The following is a 24,579-nucleotide window of genomic DNA, read 5'->3' as shown; positions in this document are numbered from 1 at the left end:
TAGGTGTTGCTGCGCCATCAGGACGGCGTGCGCGGCGATATCGCGGCCGGTCTCCTCTGGGCCTGCCTTGTCATGGCGAATGCGACGATTTGCACCTTCGGTTCCATCGCCTTGAGTCCGTCACCTTTCCGCGCATTTCATTTGCCGCGGCGTTCGTCCGCGCTTTCCGGGAGTCCATCATGATCGGTCTTGTTCGCGCCGTCACTCTTTGCGCCACGCTGGCGCTCGGCCTTTCGGCCGCGCAGGCCGCCGACAAGGCGTTCAAACGCGACGATCTCGCCGATTCCGCCATCAAGCTGGAGGCCCAGATCAAGAGCGAGGCAGGGCCGGTCGCCAAGACCAATGCGACGCTCAAGACGGACGCCGACGCCGCCTTCCGCCGCAATGACTACCGCACCGGTCTGTCGGTCCTCGGCCAGATCGCCGCAACCTCGCCGGAAGATGCCGGCAACTGGCTGCGGCTCGCCAAGGTGATCCCCCAGATCTGGCCCAAGAACTCGAGCGAGCAGACGTTCCTTTTGGAGCGCGCCTCGACCGCCGCCTACATCGCCTACCAGCGCGCCGGCAATCCGGGCGAGGAGGCCGATGCGCTCGCCGTGCTCGGCAAGTCGCTCGCCGAACGCAAGCTGTGGCGGCCGGCGCTGGATGCGCTGCGGCTGTCGCTCGAGGCGCGCGAGGTCGCCGATGTCCGCGGCCAGTATGAGAAGCTGCGCGACGAGCACGGATTCCGGCTGCTCGACTACACCGTGGACTCGGATTCGGCGAGCCCGCGCGCCTGCTTCCAGTTCTCGGAGGAATTGGCAAAACGCACTGATTTCGCGCCGTTCCTGGCGCTGGCGGGGCAGGACAAGCCGGCGCTGTCGGCCGAGGGCAAGCAGCTCTGCGTCGACGGCCTCAAGCACGGCGAGCGTTACAACGTCAATCTGCGCGCCGGCCTGCCGTCCACCGTCAAGGAAGGCCTGCCGAAATCGGCCGAGTTCAACATCTATGTGCGCGACCGCAAGCCGTTCGTGCGCTTCACCAGCCGCGCTTATGTACTGCCCAGGACCGGCCAGCGCGGCATTCCCGTGGTCAGCGTCAACACGCCCGCGGTCAACATCAACGTGTTCCGGATCGGCGACCGCAACCTGATCAACACGGTGGTGGACAGCGATTTCCAGAAGACGCTGACCAAATCTCAGCTCGGCGATCTCGGCGACGAACGCGGCGTCAAGGTTTGGTCCGGCGAGCTTGCGACCGCGATGACGTTGAACCAGGACGTCACTACCGCATTCCCGGTCGACCAGGCGCTCGGCGAGCTCCAGCCGGGTGTCTATGTGATGACGGCTGCGGCCAAGGGCCCGGGCTCGGATGACGAGTACCAGCTCGCCACGCAATGGTTCATCGTCTCCGACCTCGGCGTGTCCGCTTACTCCGGCAATGACGGCATCCACGTCTTCGTGAACTCGCTGGCCTCGACCGATCCGGTCGGCAGGGCCGAGGTGCGGCTGGTCGCGCGCAACAACGAGATCCTGGCGACCCGCAAGACCGACGATTCCGGCCATGTGCTGTTCGAGGCGGGCCTCGCGCGCGGCGAGGGCGGTCTGTCGCCTGCGCTGCTCACCGTCACCGGCGAGAAGGCGGACTATGCCTTCCTGAGCCTGAAGACCTCGGCCTTCGACCTGTCCGATCGCGGCGTTGCGGGCCGCGCGGTGCCCGTTGGCGCCGACGCCTTCGTCTATGCCGAGCGCGGCGTCTACCGCTCCAGCGAGACCGTGTTCCTGACAGCGCTGCTGCGCGACGGGCAGGGCAATGCCGTCAGCGGCGGGCCGCTGACCCTGGTGATCGAGCGCCCCGACGGCGTCGAATACCGCCGCGCCGTGCTGGCCGACCAGGGCGCCGGTGGCCGCACGCTGTCCGTGCCGCTCAACTCGGCCGTGCCGACCGGGACCTGGCGCGTGCGCGCTTTCACCGACCCGAAGGGCTCGTCGGTCGGCGAGACCACCTTCATGGTCGAGGATTACGTCCCTGAGCGGATCGAATTCGACTTGTCCGCCAAGGACAAGCTGATCAAAGCTAACGCTCCTGTGGAGCTTAAGGCGAACGGTCATTTCCTCTATGGCGCGCCGGCCTCTGGTCTTGCGCTCGAGGGCGACATGCTGATCGCGCCCGCGAGCGAGCGTCCGGGCTTCGCGGGCTACCAGTTCGGCGTCGCCGACGAGGAGACCACCTCGAACGAGCGCACGCCGCTGGAGAACCTGCCCGAGGCCGACGCCAACGGCGTCGCCACCTTCCCGGTGACGCTGGACAAGCAACCGGCCTCGACGCGTCCGCAGGAGGCGCAGATCTTCGTCCGCATGGTTGAGACGGGGGGCCGCACCGTCGAGCGCAAGCTGGTACTGCCGGTCGCGCCCACCGCCGCGCAGATCGGCATCAAGCCGCTATTCGCAGACAAGAACGTCGCCGAGGGCGACAAGGCCGAGTTCGACGCCGTGTTCGTCTCGCCCGAGGGCGAGAAGCTGCGCCGCGACGGCCTGCGCTACGAGCTGTTGAAGATGGAGTCGCGCTACCAATGGTATCGCCAGAACAATTATTGGGAGTACGAGCCGGTCAAGTCGACTTCGCGCGTCGCCGACGGTGACGTGACCATCGCGGCTGACAAGCCGGCGCGGATCTCGCTCAGCCCGCAGCCCGGCCGCTATCGGCTGGATGTGAAGTCGAACGACGCCGACGGTCCGGTGACCTCGGTGCAGTTCGACGTCGGCTGGTATTCCGACGGCAGCGCCGACACGCCGGACCTTTTGGAGACCTCGATCGACAAGCCGCAATACGCTTCCGGCGACACCATGACGGTCTCGGTCAATGTCCGCTCCGCTGGCAAGCTCACCGTCAACGTGCTCGGCGACCGCCTGCTGACAACGCAGACCATCGACGTTCGGGAAGGCACCGCGCAGGTGAAGCTGTCGGTCGGCAAGGACTGGGGCACCGGCGCCTATGTGGTGGCAACGCTACGCCGTCCGCTTGATGCGGCGGCCCAGCGCATGCCGGGCCGCGCGATCGGCCTGAAATGGTTCGGCATCGACAAGCAGACCCGCACGCTGCAGGTGAAGCTGGCGCCGCCGGCGCTGATCCGCCCCAATGCGACGCTGAAGATCCCGGTCAGGCTCGACGGACTCAATCCCGGCGAGGATGCCAAGGTGGTGATATCAGCGGTCGATGTCGGCATCCTCAACCTCACCAATTACAAGCCGCCGGCGCCGGACGATTACTATCTCGGCCAGCGCCGCCTGACCGCGGAGATCCGCGATCTCTATGGGCAGCTGATCGACGGCATGTCGGGCACGCGCGGCCAGATCAAGTCCGGCGGCGATGCCGGAGCTGCCGAGCTCCAGGGCTCGCCGCCCGCGCAGAAGCCGCTGGCGCTCTATTCGGGCATCGTAACGGTCGGCGCCGACGGCACCGCCGAGGTGAGCTTCGACATTCCGGAGTTCGCCGGTACCGCGCGCGTCATGGCGGTGGCGTGGACCGCGACGAAACTCGGCCGCGCCAACACCGACGTCGTGATCCGCGATCCCGTGGTCCTGACCACGACCTTGCCGCGCTTCCTGCTCAATGGCGACCACGGCACGGTCAACCTCGAGATCGACAATGTCGAGGGCCAGGCCGGCGATTACGTCATCAATGTCAAGACCGGCGGCCCGGTGAAGATGACCGGCAATCCCGCGACTACGGTGAAACTCGCCGCCAAGCAGCGCAACTCGTTCTCGCTCGCGCTCGATGCGACCGCGGCGGGGCAGGCGACGCTCGACGTCGACATCAAGGGACCGAACGGCCTTGCGCTGGCGCGCCACTATGCGTTCGATGTCAAGGCAGCGACGCAGGTGCTGGCACGGCGCTCGATCCGCACGCTGGCGAAGGGCGAGAGCCTGACGCTGACCTCGGACATGTTCTCCGACCTCGTGCCGGGTACCGGCAGCGTCTCGGTCTCGGCCAGCCTGTCGACCGCACTCGATGCGGCAACGATCCTCAAAGCGCTCGATCGCTATCCCTATGGCTGCTCGGAGCAGATCACGAGCCGTGCCATGCCGCTGCTTTACGTCAACGAGCTCGCGGCCGGCGCGCATCTCGCCATGGACACCGAGGTCGACCAGCGCATCCGCGACGCCATCGAGCGGCTGCTGGCCCGCCAGGGCTCCAACGGCTCGTTCGGCCTGTGGTCGGCGGGCGGCGACGATGCCTGGTTAGATGCCTACGTGACGGACTTCCTCACCCGTGCCCGCGAGAAGGGGTTTGTGGTGCCGGATGTGCTGTTCAAGAACGCGCTCGACCGTATCCGCAACTCGGTCGTCAACGGCAACGAGCCGGAGAAGGACGGCGGCCGCGATCTCGCCTATGGCCTCTATGTGCTCGCCCGCAATGGCGCAGCGCCGATCGGGGATCTCCGCTATCTCGCCGACACCAAGCTCTCCAACCTCGCAACGCCGATCGCGAAGTCGCAGCTCGCGGCGGCGCTGGCGCTGGTCGGCGACCGCAACCGCGCGGAGCGGGTATATAGCGCGGCTCTGGACTCGTTGGCGCCGAAGCCGGTGCTCGAATTCGGCCGCACCGACTACGGCTCGCAGCTCCGCGATGCCGCGGCTCTTGTCTCGCTCGCGAGCGAAGGCAACGCGCCGAAGGCGACGCTGACGCAGGCGGTGTCGCGGGTCGAGACCGCGCGCGGGCTGACGCCGTACACCTCCACGCAGGAGAATGCGTGGCTGGTGCTGGCGGCGAGGGCGCTCGCCAAGGAGAACCTGTCGATCGAGGTCGACGGCCAGCCGGTCAAGACCGCGCTGTATCGCAGCTACAAGGCGGACACGCTGAGCGGCAAGCCGCTGAAGATCACCAACACCGGCGACGCACCGGTGCAGGCGGTGGTCTCGGTGTCGGGCTCGCCGGTCACGCCGGAGCCGGCCGCCTCGGCCGGGTTCAAGATCGAGCGCAACTACTTCACGCTCGACGGCAAGCCCGCCGATATCAGCAAGGTGAAGCAGAATGATCGCTTCGCCGTGGTGTTGAAGATCACGGAAGCGAAGCCAGAGTACGGCCACATCATGGTGTCCGACTATCTGCCGGCGGGTCTCGAGATCGACAATCCGAAGCTCGTGTCGTCGGGCGACAGCGGCACGCTGGACTGGATCGAGGACGGCGAGGAGCCCGAGGATACCGAGTTCCGCGACGACCGCTTCACCGCGGCGGTGGACCGCGCCTCGGATTCCAAGGCGGTGTTCACGGTCGCCTATGTCGTGCGCGCGGTCTCGCCCGGCAAATACGTGCTGCCGCAGGCCTATGTCGAGGACATGTACAACCCCTCGCGCTACGGCCGGACGGGCACGGGAACGGTTGAGGTGCGAGCGGCGAAGTGAGTGGTGGGATGACTGACGCTCCGAACCGGCCTCAAACTCCGTCGTCCTGCCCGGGCAAGAGCGCGAAGCGCGTCTTCGCGCAGACGTCCCGGGCATCCACGGACTTTGGTGCCGAGGCCAAGAACGTGGATGGCCGGGACAAGCCCGGCCATGACGGAGCGAGGGGTTGGGGCCATCGCCTCCTCTGTGCCGCCGCGCTCACCTCCATCGTCGCCGTCATCGGCTTTGTCGGCTGGGTCTATTCCCTTGGCCCACTGCCGCTCGACGAAGCGCGGCAGGTCTCCACCACGGTCGTTGATCGCAATGGAAAATTGCTGCGCGCTTACGCCATGACCGACGGCCGTTGGCGGCTGCCGGTCGATGCCAAAACGACCGTCGATCCGACCTACCTGAAACTGCTGTTCGCATATGAGGACCAGCGCTTCTACGCCCATAACGGTCTCGACCCGCTCGCTCTCGGCCGCGCCGCGTTGCAACTGGGAACGCGCGGCCAAATCGTGTCCGGCGGCTCGACCATCTCGATGCAACTCGCCCGCCTGATGGAGCCGCGGCGGCAGCGCTCGCTCTACGCCAAGCTGCGCCAGATCGTGCGCGCGATCGAGATCGAGCGCAGCATGAGCAAGGCTGAGATCCTCGACCTCTATCTCGCGCTGGCGCCTTACGGCGGCAATCTCGAAGGCATCCGCGCCGCCTCGATCGCCTATCTCGGCAAGGAGCCAAAGCGGCTCTCGCTCGCCGAAGCTGTGCTGCTGGTCGCGCTGCCGCAATCGCCGGAGACGCGCCGGCTCGACCGCTATCCCGAGGCCGCGCGCAAGGCGCGCGATCGGGTGCTCGATCGCATGGTCGCGGAGCATGTCGTCAGCTCCGAGGACGCGGCGCAAGCCAAGGCCGCGCCCGTGCCAAAACTGCGCAAGCCGATGCCGATCCTGGCGCCGCACGCCTCCGACTCCGCGCTCGCGACCGTCAAGGACACGCCGATCATCAAGCTGACGCTGGATGCGAGCTTGCAGAAGGTGCTGGAGCCGCTGGCGCGCGACCGCGCCATTGCGCTGGGACCGAACATCTCGGTCGGCATCATCGTGGTCGACAATGAGAGCGGCGACGTGCTCGCGCGAGTTGGATCAGCCGATTATTTCGACGACAGCCGGGCAGGGCAGGTCGACATAACCCGCGCCGTCCGCTCGCCGGGCTCGACGCTGAAACCGTTCATCTATGGCCTCGCCTTCGAAGACGGCTTTGTTCATCCCGACAGCCTGATCGACGACCGTCCGGTTCGCTTCGGCTCCTACGCGCCGGAAAATTTCGACACGACGTTCCAGGGCACGGTGCCGGTGAAGAAGGCGCTGCAATTGTCGCTGAACGTTCCGGCGATCGTGCTGCTCGATCGCGTCGGCGCGAGCCGGCTGGCCTCGCGGCTGCGCCAGGCCGGCGGCAATCTCGTCCTGCCCAAGGACGAGGCGCCGGGGCTGGCGATGGGCCTCGGCGGCGTCGGCGTGACACTCCAGGACCTTGTCCAGCTCTACACCGGTTTCGCCCGGCTCGGCACCACCAAGCCGCTGCGCGAGGTCATCGCGGCCAAGGACGACCGCGAGCCGATGCGGCTGTTGGACCAGGCCGCGGCCTGGCAGGTCGGCAACGTGCTGTTCGGCACGCCGCCGCCTGAGAATGCCGCCCACAACCGCATCGCGTTCAAGACCGGCACATCTTACGGCTATCGCGATGCCTGGTCGGTCGGCTTCGACGGGCGCATGACCATCGGCGTCTGGGTCGGCCGGCCCGACGGCGCTCCGGTTCCCGGGCTGATCGGGCGCGTCGCCGCCGCGCCGATCCTGTTCGACGCTTTCGCCCGCACCGGCAAGACGCTGACCCCGCTGCCGAAGCCGCCCAAGGGAACCCTGGTGGCCAGCAACGCCAAGTTGCCGCTGCCGCTGCGGCGGTTCCGCCCGATCGGGGAACTCGTTCGCACCGGCGGCGAGCAGGCGCTGCACATCCAGTTTCCGCTGAACGGCTCGCGCATCGATGTCGATCGTTCCGGCGGTTCGGAGGCCGCCGCCATGCCCGTAAAGGTCGCCGGCGGTGTCCTGCCCATGACGGTGATGGTGAACGGAACCTGGCGCGGCGAGATCGACGGCCGCCGCCAGCGCCTGATCGATCCGCCCGGCCCGGGCTTTGCAAGGCTCACTGTGATCGATGCCACGGGCGCCGCGGACACAGTTGTCATTCGAATTCAATGACCCTGGCTTAAGCGGTTGTGGCGATGGCGGTTTCAGCGTAAGCGGAACCAATGGCCGAGACCTATCCAACTCCCCGTTTTGGAGCGCCCCGCGAGCCGAAAACGCCCGTCAATCCGGGCAGCCGGCTGGTGTCGATGCTCGACGTCGTCACGTCCAGCCATGCCCGCGCGGCCGGCTTCCTGGTGCTGTGCGCGCTGCTGCTGTTCCTGCCGGGCTTCTTCACCATCCCGCCGGTCGATCGCGACGAAGCGCGCTTTGCCCAAGCGACCAAGCAGATGGTCGAGAGCGGCGACTATGTCGACATCCGCTTCCAGGAGGACGTCCGCTACAAGAAGCCGGTCGGCATCTACTGGTTGCAATCGGCCGCGGTTGAAATTGCCACGGCACTCAAATTGCCGAAGGCCGAGTTGCGGATCTGGGTCTACCGCATTCCTTCGCTGTTGGGCGCGATCGGCGCGGTGCTCATGACCTATTGGGCGGCGCTCGGCTTCGTCACGCGGCGCGCCGCGGTGCTCGCTGCGCTGTTGTTGTGCGCCTCCGTGCTGCTCGGCGTCGAGGCGCGGCTGGCGAAGACCGACGCGATGCTGCTGTTGTGCGTGACCGCCGCGATGGGCGCGATGTCGCGCGCCTATCTGTCCTGGCAGCGCGCCGAGGACCAGACGCATCCGCCGTGGAGCTGGCCCGCGATCTTCTGGACTGCGCTTGCGGTCGGCATCCTGATCAAGGGCCCGCTGATCCTGATGTTCGCCGGCCTGACCATCGTCGCGCTCGCGATCCTGGACCGCGATTCCTCCTGGCTGTGGCGCTTGCGCCCCGTCTGGGGGCTGATGTGGATGCTGGTGCTGGTGCTGCCCTGGTTCATCGCGATCTTCTGGCGCGCGGGCGAGGCCTTCTTTGCGGACTCCGTCGGCGGCGACATGTTGAGCAAGATCGGCGCCCAGGAATCCCATGGCGCGCCGCCCGGGCTTTACCTCGCGCTGTTCTGGATCACGTTCTGGCCTGGCGCGCCACTCGCGGCGATGGCGGCGCCTGCGGTGTGGCGGGCGCGGCGCGAGCCCGGCGCGCAGTTCCTGCTGGCCTGGTTGATCCCGTCATGGATCGTGTTCGAGGCGGTGCTGACCAAGCTGCCGCATTACGTGCTGCCGCTGTATCCCGCGATCGCGATCCTCACCGTCGGCGCGCTGGAACGGAACGTGCTGTCGCGCTCCTGGCTCGCGCGCGGCTCGGCCTGGTGGTTCGCGATCCCCGTGGCCGGCTCGATCATCGCGGTGGTCGGTGCGGTCATGCTGACGCGGCAGCCGGCCTTTGTCGCCTGGCCGTTCATCGCGGCCTCGCTGATCTTCGGCCTGTTTGCCTGGTGGCTGTTCGACGCCAACCGCGCCGAGCGCTCGGTGCTCAATGCGCTGGTCGCGGCGCTGATGCTTGCGGTCGTGGTCTGGGGCATCGTGCTGCCGTCGCTGACCCCGCTGTTTCCGAGCATCGAGGTGGCGCGCGCGCTGCGCAACGTCAGCTGTGTCGGGCCGAAGGCGGCGGCTGCCGGCTATCACGAGCCGAGCCTCGTGTTCCTCACGGGCACGCAGACGCTGCTCACCGACGGCTCGGGGGCGGCGGATTTCCTGCGGCAGGGGAGCTGCCGCTTCGCGCTGATCGAGCAGCGCTCGGAGCGCAGCTTTGTGCAGCGCGCCGAGGCGATTGGGCTGCGCTACAAGGTCGGCGCGCGCATCGACGGTTATAATTTCTCGCAAGGGCGGCCGATTTCGATCTCGATCTTCCGCTCGGAAGGCACTGAGTAGGATGCCTGGGACGACCGACATCGCGCCGCGTGCGGGCTATCCCGCGCAATTGCTCGCCGTCTCCGGGCGCGCGCTGGCGCAGCTCGTGCGAACCCCCTCGCATTCGCGCCGCGCCGCTGCCGCACGCAAACTGGCGCGGCATTCGCTGTGGCTGAGCGCGGTGGGCGCGGCCTTGATCGTCGTGCTGATGGTCGCGTTCGACCGGACCGAAATCCTGCTGATGCCGGCGCGCGGCACGCCAAGCCTTTGGTCGATCCGCATCCTCACCGATTTCGGCAAGGACGAGTATGTGCTCTCGGTGCTCGGCGCTGCGCTGGTGGGCGTGGCGCTCGTTGCGGCCGGGCTTCACGGAACACGCCGCGCGCTGCTGCTCGGCTTTGGCACGCGGCTCCAGTTCCTGTTTCTGTCTGTTGCCCTGTCCGTGTTCGTCGGCGAGGTTCTGAAATACATCATCGGCCGGGGGCGCCCATTCGTCGGTGGCACGGCCGATCCGTTCAATTTCGTCCCGTTCGAGGGAACGGGGGCTCATGCCAGTCTACCGTCCGGGCACGCGATCACGGCATTTGCGCTGGCGTTTGCGGTCTCGGCACTGTGGCCACGGCTGCGCGTGTTCATGTTCACCTACGCAATCGTGATCCTGCTGACGCGTCTCGTGCTGCTCGCGCACCACCCGAGCGACGTCACGGCCGGCGCCTTGCTAGGCATGGTCGGGGCCATGGCGGTCCGCTACTGGTTCGCGGCCCGCAGGCTCGCCTTCGCCATTCGGGCCGACGGCACCATTGTGCCTCTTCCCGGGGCAGATTCGGGCCGTCTCAAAAGGGTTGCCCGCGGGGCATCCGCCCCATAAAAGCGGCTGCTTCCTGGGACCGCAGGTTCCTTGAGGGCAGGCCCCATTCCAACCACGAGCCTACTTTGTCGACGTCCCAGCCTTCGGTTTCCATCGTCGTTCCCGTGCGCAACGAAGCCGACAACATCGCGCCGCTGATCGCCGAGATCGGCATGGCGCTCGATGGCCGCTGGGCCTATGAGATCATCTACGTCAACGACGGCTCGACGGACGCCACCGGCGAGCGCCTGATGGCGATGATGAAGCAGCGGGACAATCTACGGCAGCTCCGCCACGCCAGGTCGGGCGGCCAGTCGGCGGCGGTGCGCAGCGGCGTCCGCGCGGCGCGCGGGTCGATCGTGGCGACGCTCGACGGCGACGGCCAGAACAACCCGGCGTTCCTGCCGGATCTGATCGCCGCGGTCGAAAAGGACAGCAAGGTCGGGCTCGCCGCGGGACAACGCGTCGGCCGCAAGGACACCGGCTTCAAGAAACTCCAATCGCGCGTCGCCAATGGCGTCCGCAACGCGATCCTCAAGGACGGCACGCGTGATACCGGCTGCGGCTTGAAGGCGTTCCGGCGCGAGATCTTCCTGATGATGCCTTATTTCGACGGGCTGCATCGCTTCCTGCCGGCGCTGGTCCGCCGCGAAGGCTTTGATATTGCCTATGTCGACGTGATCGACCGGCCGCGCCACTCCGGCGTGTCGAACTATGGTTTCTTCGACCGGCTGTGGATCGGCATCATGGATCTCGCCGGCGTGTGGTGGCTGATCCGCCGCAAGAAGCCGACACCAGATGTGACTGAGGTGAACGCATGATCATTCAATACGGTCAGGCGCTGAGCAATTATCTCTACGACGTCTTCGTCGCCAAGTTCGACTTCTGGCTGGCGTTCGGCCTCGTCGCGCAGCTGTTCTTCACCGCGCGATTCCTGGTGCAGTGGATCGCGAGCGAGCGCGCCGGCAACAGCGTGGTGCCGATGGCGTTCTGGTTCTGCTCGATGGGCGGCGGCTTGATGACGCTGGTCTACGGCGTCGTGAAGCGCGAACCCGTGATCATCCTCGGCCAGGCGCTCGCGACCATCATCTATGTCCGCAACATCATGCTGATCATCAAGAACCGCGGCCGCGCGTCAAAGACGCTGGATCGCTGATCCGAGCATCTCCGAGGTCCTAGCGCGGCAATGCCGAAGCCGCGCCTGAGGCGGGCAGGGCGGCGGCTTCCGCGTCGGTCCGGCGATAGGGCTCGCCGGCCGCCTCCAGCACGGGATAGGCGACCGAGCAGATATGCGAATGGATCCGGCGCAGATCGCGCAACACGTCCAGATGCAGCGAGGTGGTCTCGATGGTCTCGGGGCGGCCTTCGCGCAGGCGGTCGAGATGGCGTTCGACGGCGGCGAGCTCGGTGTTCCTAAGCGTGGTCTTCTCCACCAGCAGCTTGCGCGCCTCGTTGGCGTCGCCCGACATGAACACGCCGAAGGCGATGCGCAGCGAGTCCATCGTGCGCTTGTGGAAGGCGGCGAGCTCCTCGGCGCCCTCGACCGAGAATTGCAGGCGCCGCTTGATCTTCTTGGTGGCAAGCTCGCTCAAATTCTTGTCGATGATGTCGCCGATATGCTCGAGGTTGATGGCGAAGGAGATGATCTCCATTGCGCGCCGCCCCTCGCTCTCGTCGAGGCTGCCGCGCGTCAGTTTCGTCAAGTAGAGCTTGATCGCCTCGTCGAGGCCGTCGACGGCATTGTCGGTCTTCGTCACCTGGTCGACCAGCGCCCGGTCGCCCGTCATCATCGCGGCCATCACCTTGCGCAGCATGACCTCGACGAGGTCGCCCATGCGCAGGGTTTCGCGGGCGGCGTCGGCGAGCGCCAGTGACGGCGTCTCCAGCGCGCTCTCGTCCAGATAGCGCGGCCGGGCCGGGTCGGCCTCCTGGATGCGATCAGGCAAGAGCCGGGTCAGGACGCGCGACATGGCGTCGAGCAGCCCGATGAAGATGACGGCCGTACCGGCGTTGAAGGCAACATGGAAGGCCGCCGTCATTTTGGCGAGATCGGGCTGCCAGGCATGCATGTGCCCGGCGATCACGTTCAGGAATGGCAGGGCGAGCGCGATTCCGGCGATGCGATTGATAAGATTGCCGACCGGCAGGCGGTAGCTCGCGGGATCGTCGCGCCTCGCGCCTTCGAACACCGGATTGATGGCACTACCGAGATTGGCCCCGAGCACCAGTGCGAGCGCCGCGTCAGGCGTGATGAACTGCGAATAGGCCAGCGACATGATCAAGAGCACGCTGGCAACGCTCGAATGCACTGCCCAGGTGACGAGCGCTGCAATCACGATGCACAGGACGGGATCGCCCGTGATGGCCGACATCATGACGCGCATGCCGGGCGCGTTCTCCGCCGGCGCCAACGTGTCGAGCAGGATATGCAGCGACAGCAGCATCAAGCCGAGGCCGATGCAGACACGGCCGATGTCCTTGATCCGCGAGCGCGGGCCCGAGCGGAAGGCGACGAGCCCCAGCACGAACAGCACCGGCGCGACGGCCGCGATATTGAACGAAAGCACCTGTACGATCAGCGTCGTGCCGACATTGGCTCCGAGCATGATGGCGAGCGCGGCGGCGAGGCTGACGAGCCCTTCGGCCGCGAACGAAGAGGTGATCAGCGCCGTCGCGGTGCTGCTCTGGAGGGCCGCGGTGAGGCCGAGGCCGGCGGCAAACGCCTTGAAGCGGTTGCCGAGCGCCTTGCCGAGCAGCCGCCGCAGGTCCGGGCCGAACGCGCGCAGGATCCCGCTGTGGACCATGTGCAGGCCCCACAACAGCAGCGCAACGCCGCCCATCAGATCGAGCAGAACCAACGTTCCCATTCTCCGCGTCCGGATCGAGAGTCGATTGGTGAGGCTAGCGCCAAACGCTTGAGGTTCAAACCATTTGTTGGCGCATCGGCGTTAACGCCTGCGTGCGTTGCTCGTTCCCGTCACGGCGCGCCTTGGCGCGTCCGCGACGCGATGCCCTGTGACGAGGCTCACATTGCCGCTTTGAGGGCAGCGAAACCGCGATCGAGATCGGCTTTGAGATCGTCAGTGCTCTCGAGCCCGATGTGGAGACGGAGAGTCGGGCCGCCCGGCGCCCACTTGGTGGCGGTGCGATAGGCGTCGCAGTCGAAGGGAATCGCAAGGCTCTCGAAGCCGCCCCAGGAAAATCCCATGCCGAACAGCTTGAGCGTGTTGAGCATGGCGTCGACGGCGCTCTGCGGCGCGGGCTTCAGCACGACGCTGAACAGGCCCGAGGCGCCGGTGAAGTCGCGCCTCCAGATCGCGTGGCCGGGATCGGTCTCCAGGGCCGGATGCAGCACGCGCGCGACCTCGGGCCGATCAGCGAGCCAGCGCGCCATCTCGAGCCCGGAGCGATGGTGCTGCGCCAGCCGCACCGACAGCGTGCGCAGGCCGCGCAGCGCGAGGAACACGTCATCGGGACCGGCGCAAACGCCGAGCAGGCGGATTCCTTCCGCGATTTGCGGCCAGGCCTTGGCATTGGCCGAGATGGTGCCGAACATGATGTCGGAATGGCCGCCGATATATTTGGTGGCCGCCTGCATGCTGATGTCGACGCCCTGCTCGAGCGAGCAGTGATAGAGCGGCGTCGCCCAGGTGTTGTCGTCGATCACGAGCGCGCCCTTCGCATGCGCGACCTCGGCGATGGCGCGAATGTCCGGCATCTCGAACGATTGCGAGCCCGGCGCCTCGACCAACACCGCGCGCGTGTTCGGCTTGAACAGCTTTTCGATGCCGGCGCCGATCAGCGGATCGAAATAGGTGGTCTCGACGCCGTAGCGGGTCAGCATGCCGTTGCAGAAATTGCGCGAGGGCCGATAGACGTTGTCGCAGACCAGGATGTGGTCGCCGGTCTTCAGCACCGAGAGCAGGGTGGTGGAGATCGCCGACAGTCCCGACGGAACGATGCCGACGCCGGCACATTGCGGTCCCTCCAGCGCCATCAGCGTCTCCTGGAACGCCTTGGTGGTGGGCGAGCCGTGGCGGCCATAGGTGAATTCGCCGCGATGGGCGTGCAGATCCTCGGCGGTCGGATAGAGCACGGTCGAGCCGTGGAACACCGGCGGATTGACGAAGCCCTTCTGCGCCTTGGTGTCGCGGCCGGAGGTCACCAGCCGGGTCTCGGCCTGCTGCTGAAGGGGATGCGAGGAATCCATGCGTCTGCTTTCAAAAAAGCGTTTCCGCTGGCGCGCGTCGCGCCTGCGGGCTGGCCGAAAGGCCGCTGTCGTTAATAACAGAACACAGAAGAGTCCCGTCAACCCCTTGACCCGGCCCGCCAGCCGCTCTCCTATGCGCAGGTGCTATTCAGTCGCCGCATGTTGAGGGGCAGCCGCGACCTTCGATCCATCGTCTGACCGGACCTTGCGCCACAGCCACAAAGGCGGGCGCCTGCGGCGGGGATTAGGTTATGGCCTCTCGGGATGGGTGGGTGTTCGGCAAGCTTTTCCAGCATGACTCTTGCAGGGCTAGTCCTGCGACGCCTAGTCCTGGCAGAGACGATTCCTGAGACAATGTTCCTTGAGACGACCTTGAAAGGCCTTCAGCCCATGAAACGCGTAACCCTGGCTCTCACTCTCGCTCTCGCCGCCGGCCTGACTGCCCAGACCGCCGGTGCGCAAACGCTCAAGACCGTCAAGGACCGTGGCACGCTGTCCTGTGGTGTCAGCCAGGGCCTGCCGGGCTTCTCCTCGCCCGACGACAAGGGCAACTGGACGGGGATCGACGTCGACCTCTGCCGCGCCGTCGCCGCCGCCATCTTCAACGATCCGACCAAGATCAAGTTCGTGCCGCTGTCCGCCAAGGATCGCTTCACGGCACTGCAATCCGGCGAGATCGACGTGCTCTCGCGCAACACCACCTGGACCATCTCGCGCGACACCTCGCTCGGCGCCAACTTCACCGGCGTGACCTATTATGACGGGCAGGGCTTCATGGTGAAGAAGTCGCTCAAAGTGAATTCCGCTCTGGAACTGAACAGCGCCTCGGTCTGCGTGCAGACCGGCACCACCACCGAGCAGAATCTCGCCGACTACTTCAAGGCCAACAACATGAAGTACGAGGTGATCGCGTTCGGCACCAACGACGAGACGGTCAAGGCCTATGAGGCCGGTCGCTGCGACGTCTTCACCACCGACCAGTCGGGCCTCTACGCCAACCGCCTCAAGCTCGCCAATCCCAACGACCACATGGTGCTGCCCGAGATCATCTCGAAGGAGCCGCTCGGACCGATGGTGCGCCACGGCGACGACCAGTGGTTCGACATCGTGAAGTGGACGCTGTTCGCGATGGTCACCGCCGAAGAGCTCGGCATCACCTCGAAGAACGTCGACGAGAAGGCCAAGATGGAAAATCCGGAGCTGAAGCGCGTGCTCGGCACCGACGGCAATTTTGGCGAACAGCTCGGCCTCACCAAGGACTGGGTGGTCCGGATCGTGAAGGCGGTCGGCAATTACGGCGAGGTGTTCGACCGCAATGTCGGCTCGGGCTCGCCGCTCGCCATCAATCGCGGTCTCAACAATCTTTGGAACAAGGGGGGTCTCCAGTACGCGCCGCCGATCCGCTGATCCCGCCTGATCCGCGGCGATGAGCACCGAGGCTCGAAAACCGCCGGCCCAGATCGCGCTGAAGATCAGGCGCATTCTGGGCGGCAAGGCAGGCTGGAACGGCGTCGTCGTCCAGTTTGCCTTCGCGGCGATCCTGGGCTGGATCGGCTACGAGATCGTCTCCAACACCCGCGCCAACCTCGAGAACCAGCACATCGCCGCCGGCTTCGGCTTCCTCCGCAACAATGCCGGCTTCGACGTCAACCAGACCCTGATCTCCTACACCGGCTCGGACACGTTCCTGCGCGTGTTCGTGGTCGGGCTCCTGAACACGCTCGTGGTCTCGGTGGTTGGCATCTTCTTCGCCACCGTGATCGGCTTCATCGTCGCGCTGTGCCGGCTGTCGCCGAACTGGCTCTTGTCGCGCGTCGGCGAGATCTACGTCGAGATCATCCGGAACCTGCCGCTGCTGTTCCAGATCCTGTTCTGGTACCTGGCGGTGCTCGCGGCGCTGCCCAATCCCAGGCAAAGCATTTCGCTGCTGGGCATCGCCTTCATCAGCAATCGTGGCCTCGTCATTCCATCACCGATCGGCGGAAGCGGCCTGGTCCCGTTCCTTGCGGTGCTGGCCCTCGGCATCGTCGCGTCGCTGGCCTTGCGCATCCAGGCGCGGCGCGCCCTGTTCCAACGCGGGCAGCTGATCCGCATCTGGCCCTATGTGCTGGGCCTGCTGTTCGGCCTGCCGCTTGCCACCATACTGGTGTTCGGTTTGCCTTTCACCGTCGAGCTGCCGCAGCTCAAGGGGTTCAATTTCGCCGGCGGCTCGCGCATCATTCCGGAGTTCGTGGCGCTGACGCTGGCGCTGTCGACCTATACCGCCGCCTTCATCGCCGAGATCGTCCGCGCCGGCATCCTGTCCGTCCACAAGGGCCAGATGGAGGCGGGGTCCTCGCTCGGCCTCAGCCGCGGCGCCACGCTGCGGCTGATCGTCGTGCCGCAGGCGATGCGCGTGATCGTGCCACCCCTGACCAACCAGTATCTCAATCTCACCAAAAATTCCTCGCTTGCCGTCGCGATCGGCTATCCTGACCTCGTCTCGGTATGGGCCGGCACGTCGCTGAGCCAGACCGGGCAGGCGATCGAGATCATCGCCATGACGATGGGTGTCTATCTTCTGATCTCGCTGCTCACCAGCGCGATCATGAGCGTCTACGGTTGGCGCGTCAGCCGGAGCCTCGGCGCATGACCGATATCACCTCATCCGCCTATGTCCGACAGGATCTGCTCACCGAGCGTCCTGCGCCGATGAAGACGACAGGCTTCATTGGCCTCGTGCGCACGCGCCTGCTCAACTCGCCGACCAACATCCTGATTACCATCGTCAGTGCCCTGTTGCTCTGGTTCACCATCGTTCCGTCAGTGAGATTTCTGTTCGTCGACGCAGTCTGGACCGGCAGTGACCGCGCCGCGTGCCTGACCGAGAACGCAGGGTTTGCAGTCGGCGCCTGCTGGCCGTACATCCAGGCAAAACTGCCGCAATTGATCTATGGCTTCTATCCCGAGGCCGAGCGCTGGCGCGTCAACCTCACCTTCGCCCTGGCGGCGGTCCTTTTGGTGCCGATGCTCGTTCCGCGCCTGCCGGCGAAGGGGGTGAACGCCAGCCTGTTCTTCTTCGCCTTTCCGATCGTGGCATTCTTCCTGCTGCATGGCGGCGGCATCTCGGGCTTCGGCGTGAGCTGGACCGCGGGCCTGCTGCAATTGTTCGACGACAGCATCATCGGCGCCGGGCAGGTCCTGCTCAATCTCAGCAAGACCTCGGCCATCGCCCCGCTGTTGTGGGCGGTCGGCAACCTCATCCTGCTGGTCGGCAAGGCAATCTACTGGCTGATCTTTCCGCTGACCTCGCTGCGCGACCAGCTCGAGGGTTCGGGCCAATCGGTCTGGACCGATTTTGCAATCACCACGGCCGTGGTCTCGCTGATCGCCTTTGTCCTCGGCGGCGGCGTGCGCACGGGATGGCGCCCCCTAGCGTGGAGCATCGTGACGTTCATCGCCGTCGCCATCGTGATCAAGCTGATGGGGCTCGATCATGGCGGACTGGCGGTCGTGCAGACGAGGCTCTGGGGCGGTCTGCTGGTGACGCTCGTGGTCTCCGTCGCCGGCATCGTCACGTCATTGCCGATCGGCATTGCGCTGGCGCTCGGCCGCCGGTCCAGCATTCCGCTGATCCGGATCTTCTCGATCGCCTTCATCGAGTTCTGGCGCGGCGTGCCGCTGATCACCGTGCTGTTCTTCGCCACCTACATGCTGCCGCTGTTCCTGCCGGGCAATTTCACCGTCGACGGCCTCGTCCGTGCGCTGATCGGGATCGCGCTGTTCACGGGCGCCTACCAGGCCGAGAACGTCCGCGGGGGCCTCGCCGCGATCCCGCGCGGGCAGGGCGAGGCGGCGGCGGCGCTCGGGCTGTCCTGGTGGAAGACGACGTCGCTGATCGTGCTGCCGCAGGCTCTGCGCCACGTCATCCCGAACCTCGTCAACAGCTTCATCTCGCTGTTCAAGGATACCTCGCTGGTCTCCATCGTCGCGCTGTTCGATTTGCTGGGTTCGCTGCGCGCCTCGTTCGCGGATCCGAAGTGGTCGACGCCGTCGACCCTGTTCACGGGCTTTGCCTTCGCCGGTATCATCTATTTCCTGTTCTGCTTTGGAATGTCGCGCTACTCGCTCTTCGTCGAGCACCGTCTCAACGCCCACCGTCGCAACTGATCGAGGTCACCATGTCCGAGCCCATCGTCAAGATTTCCGGCCTGAACAAATGGTACGGCGACTTCCACGTGCTGCGTGACATCGACCTCGAGGTCCAAAAGGGCGAGCGCATCGTGATCTGCGGGCCCTCGGGCTCGGGCAAGTCGACGCTGATCCGCTGCATCAACGCGCTGGAGGAGTTCCAGGAGGGCGAGATCGTCGTCGACGGCATCGAGCTCGGACCGAACCTCAAGCACATCGACGCGGTGCGCCGCGAGGTCGGCATGGTGTTCCAGAGCTTCAATCTGTTCCCGCATCTGACAGTGCTCGACAATTGCACGCTGGCGCCGATCTGGGTGCGCAACATTCCCAAGAGGGACGCCGAGGCGACCGCGATGAAATTCCTGGAGCGGGTCAAGATCCCGCACCAGGCCAACAAGTTTCCGGGCCAGATGTCCGGCGGCCAGCAGCAGCGCGTCGCCATCGCCCGCGCGCTGACCATGAATCCGAAAGTGATGCTGTTCGACGAGCCGACTTCGGCGCTCGATCCTGAAATGGTGAAGGAGGTGCTCGACACCATGGTCGACCTCGCCGAGGAGGGCATGACCATGCTGGTCGTCACCCACGAGATGGGCTTTGCCCGCGAGGTCGCCAACCGCGTCGTGTTCATGGACGCCGGCCAGATCATCGAGGCCAACACGCCGAACGAGTTTTTTGCGGCCCCGCAGCATGCCAGGACGAAGCTGTTTTTGAGCCAGATCTTGCGGTGAAGTGCGCTGCCGTAGCTGCCATACGGTGGGCAAAGGCGCCCTCGCGCCGTGCCCGCCATCTCTCGCGGCCGCAACAAAGGGTGGGCACGCTTGCGCTTTGCCCACCCTACGGCACCGCGGCTCGGCTCAACTTGTCCCGGGTCCCATAACCTCCCCGCAACCATATCCAAGGTTGCGCCTCGGCCGCTTCACCCGTTCGAAAGCTCTTTCTGCGCCTATGGCGCAAAAAGGGGGCGCCTGTGCTCGACCTGGTATTTGGCTTCAATACCCGCCTGGGACGGTTGAAGTTCTTCCTCGCCACGCTCGCGCTCGCGGTCGTGATGACCGCGATCTGCTTTGCGGTCGCGATGTCGGTGCTGCGCAACGTCAACCCGGCCAATGTTCGCCCCGACGATCTCCTGAAGAGCTCGGGAATGATCGCGGCGATGGTGTTCTTCGCGCTGGCAACCATCACGCTGTACTCGATGCGCTTCCGCGACATCGGCTGGGATCCCGTCTGCGTGGTGCCAGCCTGGATCGCGCTGATGATCGTTGACTACGTCGTCGCGATGAAGTTTCCGCACCTTGCAATGGGCCAGGAGCATACCGGCACGGTCGTCGGCGGCATCGTCAATCTCGCGCTGACACTGGTGCTGCTGTTCTGGCCTGGCGACCGCCACGCTTAGAGCATGATCCGGAAAAGCGTGAAGCGGTTTTCCGAAGAGATCATGCTCAAAACAACAACGCCGGCGGCCGCAACCAGCGGCCCCTAGACGAACGGCGGCTTGATGTTGCTGCGCTTCTCGAGCCACTCCGGCACGGGCAGGTTCTTGGCGCGCATGAAGTCCGCGTTGAACAACTTGGACTGATAGCGGCTGCCGGAATCGCACAGCACGGTCACGATCGTCTTGCCGGGTCCGAGCTGTTTTGCGAGCCGCATCGCGCCGGCGATGTTGATTCCGGTCGAGCCGCCGAGGCAGAGCCCCTCGTGCTGGAGCAGCTCATAGATGACGGTGACGGCCTCAGTGTCGGGAATGAGATAGGCGTCATCGACCTTCGCGGTCTCGACGATCGCGGTCGCGCGGTTGAGGCCGATGCCCTCGGTGATCGAGCCGCCGGACGTCGCCTTGGCATCGCCGGTCCTGAAGTATTCGTACATGCCGGCGCCGTGCGGATCGGCGCAGGCGATGCGGACGTCCTTGTTCTTCTCTTTCAGATAGCGGCTGACGCCGGCGAGCGTGCCGCCGCTGCCGACCGAGCAGACGAAGCCGTCGACCTTGCCGCCGGTCTGCTCCCAGATCTCCGGTCCGGTGGACTCGTAATGCGCCTTGGCATTGTCGAGATTGTTCCACTGGTCGGCGAACAGCACGCCATTGGGCTCGGTCTTGCGCAGCTCGTCGGCCAGCCTGCGGCCGACATGCTGGTAGTTGTTGGGATTGGCGTAGGGCAGGGCCGGCACCTCGATCAGCTCGGCGCCGCAGAGCTTCAGAAAGTCCTTCTTCTCCTGGCTCTGCGTCTCCGGGATCACGATCAGCGTGCGGTAGCCGCGCGCGCTCGCCACGACCGCAAGGCCGATGCCGGTGTTGCCGGCGGTCGCTTCCACCACGAGACCGCCCGGCTTGAGCTCGCCGCGCTTCTCGGCCTCCAGAATCATCCATTTGCCCGCGCGGTCCTTCACCGACTGCCCGGGATTCATGAACTCGGCCTTGCCGAGGATGGTGCAGCCGGTCAACTCCGAAGCGCGCTTGAGCTTGATCAGCGGGGTGTTGCCGATGGCTTCGACAACGTCGTTTCGAGTGGTCATATCGGGGGAAATCACTGGCAAGGGGTTGATCTGGTTGGCCAGAACCTAGTGCTTGGGAGGCCAAAGGGGAAGGCTTTTGCGCTGCGGCGCGCGGAGGACGGAGGACCTACATGTGCGGCAGCGACGCGTTCAGTTGCGATCATCGATGGCCTTGCGAGAACCGCCCATGCGCGCTTGAGACGGAGCCAAAGCAGCATGTTGCAGGTTGTTGCTGGTGCAGCCGGATCAAACGGCTTCCGCGCAGGTGTGGCGCCAATATCACATGAAATCTTAGTAAGCTTGAGCACGCTTTGCTGCGGCTCGAAAATACAAAAAGTCTGTGCAAGACAGGCATATCTTGCATTTTTTCAGCTCCAATATCGATGGGCTCGGCCAACCATCTCGCACCTGCGGGACTGTCCCGGTGTTCCGCACCCGGCTAGTATGAATCCCGCGGTTCCGAGGAAGCATCACCTGTGAGCGAGTTATCCAACGCCCCCCGACTGTTCCGCCGCGAATCGGTTAATCCGGCTCGGCGGTGGCGGTTCGATCTGCCCGGCGGGGGGTGGATGTGACACAGGATGTTTCTGCGATCGCCGTGCGGCGGTCCCCAGAGTCTGCACCCCGGATGCGGCACGCCGCGCGCTGGCTTGCGGTGCTGTGCCTCGCCGCCAGTTCCGGGGCTTGCGTGCTGACCCAGGATCTCCCGGATCCCGCGCTCGACGTTCCCACGCAGTACAAATATGCGGGCAAGGGCGATGCGCCGCCGTCACTGGATTGGTGGCGCGGCTTCCGCTCCACCGAGCTCACGCAACTGATGGAGGAGGCGCAGACCGTCAACCTCGACATCGCCGCCGCCGTCGCGCGTATCGTCCAGGCGGATGCCCAGGCGCGGCAGGCGGGTGCGGCGCTGCTGCCGAGCCTGTCCGGCACCGGGCAGGAGACCTATTCGCGCACCTCGGGCTCGAGCGCCTCGGGCCTGTCCATCGGCGGGCGCGAAGTCGTCAACTATTCGGCCTCCCTCAGCGCCAGCTATCAGCTCGATTTCTGGGGCCAGAATCGCGATGCGCTGCAGACGGCGGAAGAGACGGCGAACGCCAACCGCTTCGATCGTGACGTCGTCGCGCTGACGACGCTTGCAGCCGTCGCCAACGCCTATTTCCAGGTGCTGGCCTCGCAGGACCGCCTGCGGACCGCGCAGAACAACATTGCGAGCGCACAGCGCATCCTCGATGCCATCAAGGAGCGCCGCAAGGCCGGCACCAGCACCGATCTGGACGTCGCGCAGCAGGAGAGCGTGCTGGGCAACCAGAAGGCGTCGGTGCCGCCGCTGCGCCAGACGCTCGACCAGAATGTGAATGCGCTCGCCGTGCTGGTGTCGCGGCCGCCGGAGAGCGTGCGCGTGCGCGGCGGCTCGCTGAACAACATCGGCATCCCCAAGGTCACGCCGGGCCTGCCGTCGGAGATTTTGACGCAGCGGCCGGACATCCGCCGGCAGGAGGCGCAGCTTGCATCGGCCACCGCGAACATCGGCAATGCCCGCGCGCAGTTCTTTCCGACCATCCAGCTCACCGGCAATGGCGGCTATCAGAGCTCGGCGCTGGTGTCGCTGTTCCAGCCGCATGCGGCGTTCTTCCAGCTCGTCGGCAGCGCGACGCAGCCGATCTTCGACGGTGGCAAGATCCTCGGCAATTTCGAATTCGCGAAGGCGCGGCAGGATGAATTGCTCCAGACCTACCGCAAGACCATCGTCCAGTCTTTTGCCGACGTGGACAATGCGCTGTACTCGATCAAGCAGACCACGATCAAGCTGCAATTGCAGCGCGATGTCGTCACCTCGTCCCGGCGCGCCTTCGATCTCGCCGAGCAGCAATTGCGCGCCGGCACCGCTGACATCGTGACCGTGCTGAACGTCCAGCAGACACTATTTCAGGCGGAAGACGCGCTGTGGCAGGCCCAACTCGCACGGCTTCTTGCCATCGTCAGCCTATATCAGGCGCTCGGCGGCGGCTGGGAGCCGCGCATGGAGAAACCGGTCAATGCTCTTTAAGCCGGATAAGAAGGAAAGCGCGAAAGAGGGGACGGCGAAAAAGTCGCGCGGCCGCGGCTTCGTCATGACCCTGATCACGCTCGCGATCCTTGGCGGCCTTGGCTATATCGGCTGGAGCGCGATGCACCAGCAGCAGGCGAACAACCGCAACCAGCGGCCCGATCTGCCCGTGCCGGTATTGGCTGCGACCCCACGTATCCAGGACGTCCCGGTCTTTCTCGACGGCGTCGGCGCGATCCGCGCACTCAACACCGTGACCGTACGTTCGCAGGTCGACGGCAAGCTGATCGCGGTCAATTTCACCGAAGGCCAGGACGTCAAGAAGGGCGACGTGCTCGGCGAGATCGATCCCGCGCTCTATCAGGCGACCTACGACCAGGCGGTTGCCAAGAAGGCGCAGGACCAGGCCCAGCTCGCCAACCAACGCATCGACCTGACGCGCTACGAGCAGCTCGCTGCCTCCAATGCCGGCTCCAAGCAGCAGGCAGACACCCAGCGCGCGCTGGTCGCGCAGACCGAGGCGCTGGTCAAGGCGGACCAGGCCGCGATCGACAACGCTGCGGCGACGCTGAGCTACACCAAGATCGTGGCGCCACTCTCGGGCCGCGCCGGCCTGCGCCAGGTCGACCAGGGCAACATCATCCACGCCGCCGACACCACGGGCCTCGTGGTGATCACGCAGTTGCAGCCGATCGCGGTGTGGTTCAGCCTTCCGCAGCAGCAGATCATGCGCGTCAACGCGGCCGCCGCAAAGGGCACGCTCGCTGTCGACGTGTTCGGCAATGACGGCGTCACCGTGATCGACACCGGCAAACTCACCGGCATCGACAACCAGGTCGACCAGACCACCGGCACGCTGAGGCTCAAGGCCGAGTTCCCCAACGCCAACTACCAGCTCTGGCCAGGCCAGTTCGTCAATGTCCGCCTCAAGGTCGAGACCTTGATGCAAGCGCTCGTGGTGCCGACCTCGGCGGTGCAGCGCGGCCCGATCGGCACCTTCAGCTACGTCATCGGCGAGGACAATGTGGTCTCGGCCAAGCCCGTGACGGTGACGCAGCAGAACGAGCATGACGCCGTGATCGCGAGCGGCCTGTCGCCGACCGATAAGGTCGTCACGACAGGCTTTGCCAATCTGTCCGACGGCTCCAAGGTCGTCATCGGCCGCGACGACCAGACCCCGTCCGCCGATCTCGCCCCGCGCAAGCGCTCGCGCGGGCCGCAGGGCGATGCGCAGAAGAAAGACGGTGCCAAGAACAGCCAGACCGACGGTCAGAAGGACTCGCAAAAGGACGGACAAGCCAAGGACGGCGAGTTCCACGCCAAGCGCAAGAGCAGCGAAGGCGACCAGAAGGGCCAGACAGGACCTGCACCGGGGCCGGGGGCCTCATCGGGAGCTGGAGCCAAGCAGCCATGATCCCGACA

The 24,579-nt window shown here is 65.7% G+C and carries 16 protein-coding genes; 13 read left to right on the top strand and 3 right to left on the bottom strand.

Annotation, left to right across the window (positions count from 1 at the left end):
• Positions 1 to 179: 179 nt before the first annotated feature.
• The 6 genes from QA642_RS25580 (at position 180) to QA642_RS25555 (ending at position 11,393) form a co-directional block, all read left to right on the top strand.
• Positions 180 to 5,384 carry an alpha-2-macroglobulin gene (locus QA642_RS25580; protein ID WP_283079318.1) on the top strand — a complete coding sequence of 1,735 codons (5,205 nt, stop codon included), beginning with the start codon at positions 180 to 182 and terminating at the stop codon, positions 5,382 to 5,384.
• 8 nt (positions 5,385 to 5,392) lie between these two features.
• Positions 5,393 to 7,618, top strand: a complete 2,226-nt coding sequence (gene pbpC, locus QA642_RS25575; RefSeq protein WP_283079317.1) for a penicillin-binding protein 1C — start codon at positions 5,393 to 5,395, stop codon at positions 7,616 to 7,618.
• Between the two features lie 50 nt (positions 7,619 to 7,668).
• On the top strand, positions 7,669 to 9,411 hold the full coding sequence (locus tag QA642_RS25570; protein ID WP_283079316.1) for a glycosyltransferase family 39 protein: 1,743 nt from the start codon (positions 7,669 to 7,671) through the stop codon (positions 9,409 to 9,411).
• 1 nt (position 9,412) lies between these two features.
• Positions 9,413 to 10,258 (top strand): phosphatase PAP2 family protein, encoded by an 846-nt coding sequence (locus tag QA642_RS25565; protein WP_283079315.1) that lies wholly within the window; start codon positions 9,413 to 9,415, stop codon positions 10,256 to 10,258.
• 65 nt (positions 10,259 to 10,323) lie between these two features.
• Positions 10,324 to 11,058 carry a glycosyltransferase family 2 protein gene (locus QA642_RS25560; protein ID WP_283079314.1) on the top strand — a complete coding sequence of 245 codons (735 nt, stop codon included), beginning with the start codon at positions 10,324 to 10,326 and terminating at the stop codon, positions 11,056 to 11,058.
• Positions 11,055 to 11,393 (top strand): lipid-A-disaccharide synthase N-terminal domain-containing protein, encoded by a 339-nt coding sequence (locus QA642_RS25555; protein WP_027557997.1) that lies wholly within the window; start codon positions 11,055 to 11,057, stop codon positions 11,391 to 11,393. The genes QA642_RS25560 and QA642_RS25555 overlap by 4 nt, the downstream gene beginning before the upstream one ends.
• Positions 11,394 to 11,412: 19 nt before the next feature.
• Here QA642_RS25555 and QA642_RS25550 read toward each other — a convergent pair whose 3' ends face one another.
• Positions 11,413 to 13,104 carry a Na/Pi cotransporter family protein gene (locus QA642_RS25550; RefSeq protein WP_283079313.1) on the bottom strand — a complete coding sequence of 564 codons (1,692 nt, stop codon included), beginning with the start codon at positions 13,102 to 13,104 and terminating at the stop codon, positions 11,413 to 11,415.
• A gap of 158 nt (positions 13,105 to 13,262) precedes the next feature.
• Entirely contained in the window at positions 13,263 to 14,447 is a 1,185-nt protein-coding gene (metC, locus tag QA642_RS25545; RefSeq protein ID WP_283079312.1) for a cystathionine beta-lyase, read from the bottom strand.
• A 390-nt stretch (positions 14,448 to 14,837) separates the two neighbouring features.
• On the opposite strand from metC, the gene QA642_RS25540 reads away from it, so the two are divergent.
• The 5 genes from QA642_RS25540 to QA642_RS25520 all read left to right on the top strand — a co-directional run bounded on the left by QA642_RS25540 (position 14,838) and on the right by QA642_RS25520 (position 20,010).
• The gene (locus QA642_RS25540) at positions 14,838 to 15,854 is read left to right on the top strand and encodes an amino acid ABC transporter substrate-binding protein (RefSeq protein WP_283079311.1); all 1,017 of its coding nucleotides are present in this window, start codon (positions 14,838 to 14,840) and stop codon (positions 15,852 to 15,854) included.
• 19 nt (positions 15,855 to 15,873) lie between these two features.
• Positions 15,874 to 17,079, top strand: a complete 1,206-nt coding sequence (locus tag QA642_RS25535) for an ABC transporter permease subunit (RefSeq protein WP_283079310.1) — start codon at positions 15,874 to 15,876, stop codon at positions 17,077 to 17,079.
• A complete protein-coding gene (locus tag QA642_RS25530) occupies positions 17,076 to 18,596 on the top strand; it encodes an amino acid ABC transporter permease (protein ID WP_283079309.1) in 1,521 nt (506 codons plus the stop codon). The genes QA642_RS25535 and QA642_RS25530 overlap by 4 nt, the downstream gene beginning before the upstream one ends.
• Before the next feature lie 11 nt (positions 18,597 to 18,607).
• Positions 18,608 to 19,345 carry an amino acid ABC transporter ATP-binding protein gene (locus tag QA642_RS25525; protein ID WP_283079308.1) on the top strand — a complete coding sequence of 246 codons (738 nt, stop codon included), beginning with the start codon at positions 18,608 to 18,610 and terminating at the stop codon, positions 19,343 to 19,345.
• Positions 19,346 to 19,584: 239 nt separating this feature from the next.
• Positions 19,585 to 20,010, top strand: coding sequence for a DUF805 domain-containing protein (locus QA642_RS25520; RefSeq protein WP_283079307.1), 426 nt, complete (start codon positions 19,585 to 19,587; stop codon positions 20,008 to 20,010).
• Between the two features lie 83 nt (positions 20,011 to 20,093).
• Here the strand turns inward: QA642_RS25520 and QA642_RS25515 are convergent, their stop codons facing one another.
• Entirely contained in the window at positions 20,094 to 21,128 is a 1,035-nt protein-coding gene (locus tag QA642_RS25515; RefSeq protein WP_283079306.1) for a cysteine synthase A, read from the bottom strand.
• Positions 21,129 to 21,735: 607 nt separating this feature from the next.
• Here QA642_RS25515 and QA642_RS25510 point away from each other — a divergent pair.
• Complete coding sequence (locus QA642_RS25510; RefSeq protein ID WP_283079305.1) at positions 21,736 to 23,157, top strand: efflux transporter outer membrane subunit; 1,422 nt, start codon at positions 21,736 to 21,738, stop codon at positions 23,155 to 23,157.
• Entirely contained in the window at positions 23,147 to 24,571 is a 1,425-nt protein-coding gene (locus tag QA642_RS25505; RefSeq protein ID WP_283079304.1) for an efflux RND transporter periplasmic adaptor subunit, read from the top strand. Before QA642_RS25510 ends, QA642_RS25505 begins: the two co-directional genes overlap by 11 nt.
• The last annotated feature ends 8 nt before the right edge of the window (positions 24,572 to 24,579 follow it).

This window comes from Bradyrhizobium sp. CB2312 (assembly GCF_029714425.1).
Lineage (GTDB): Bacteria > Pseudomonadota > Alphaproteobacteria > Rhizobiales > Xanthobacteraceae > Bradyrhizobium.
This window is presented reverse-complemented; position numbering and strand designations above follow the sequence as displayed.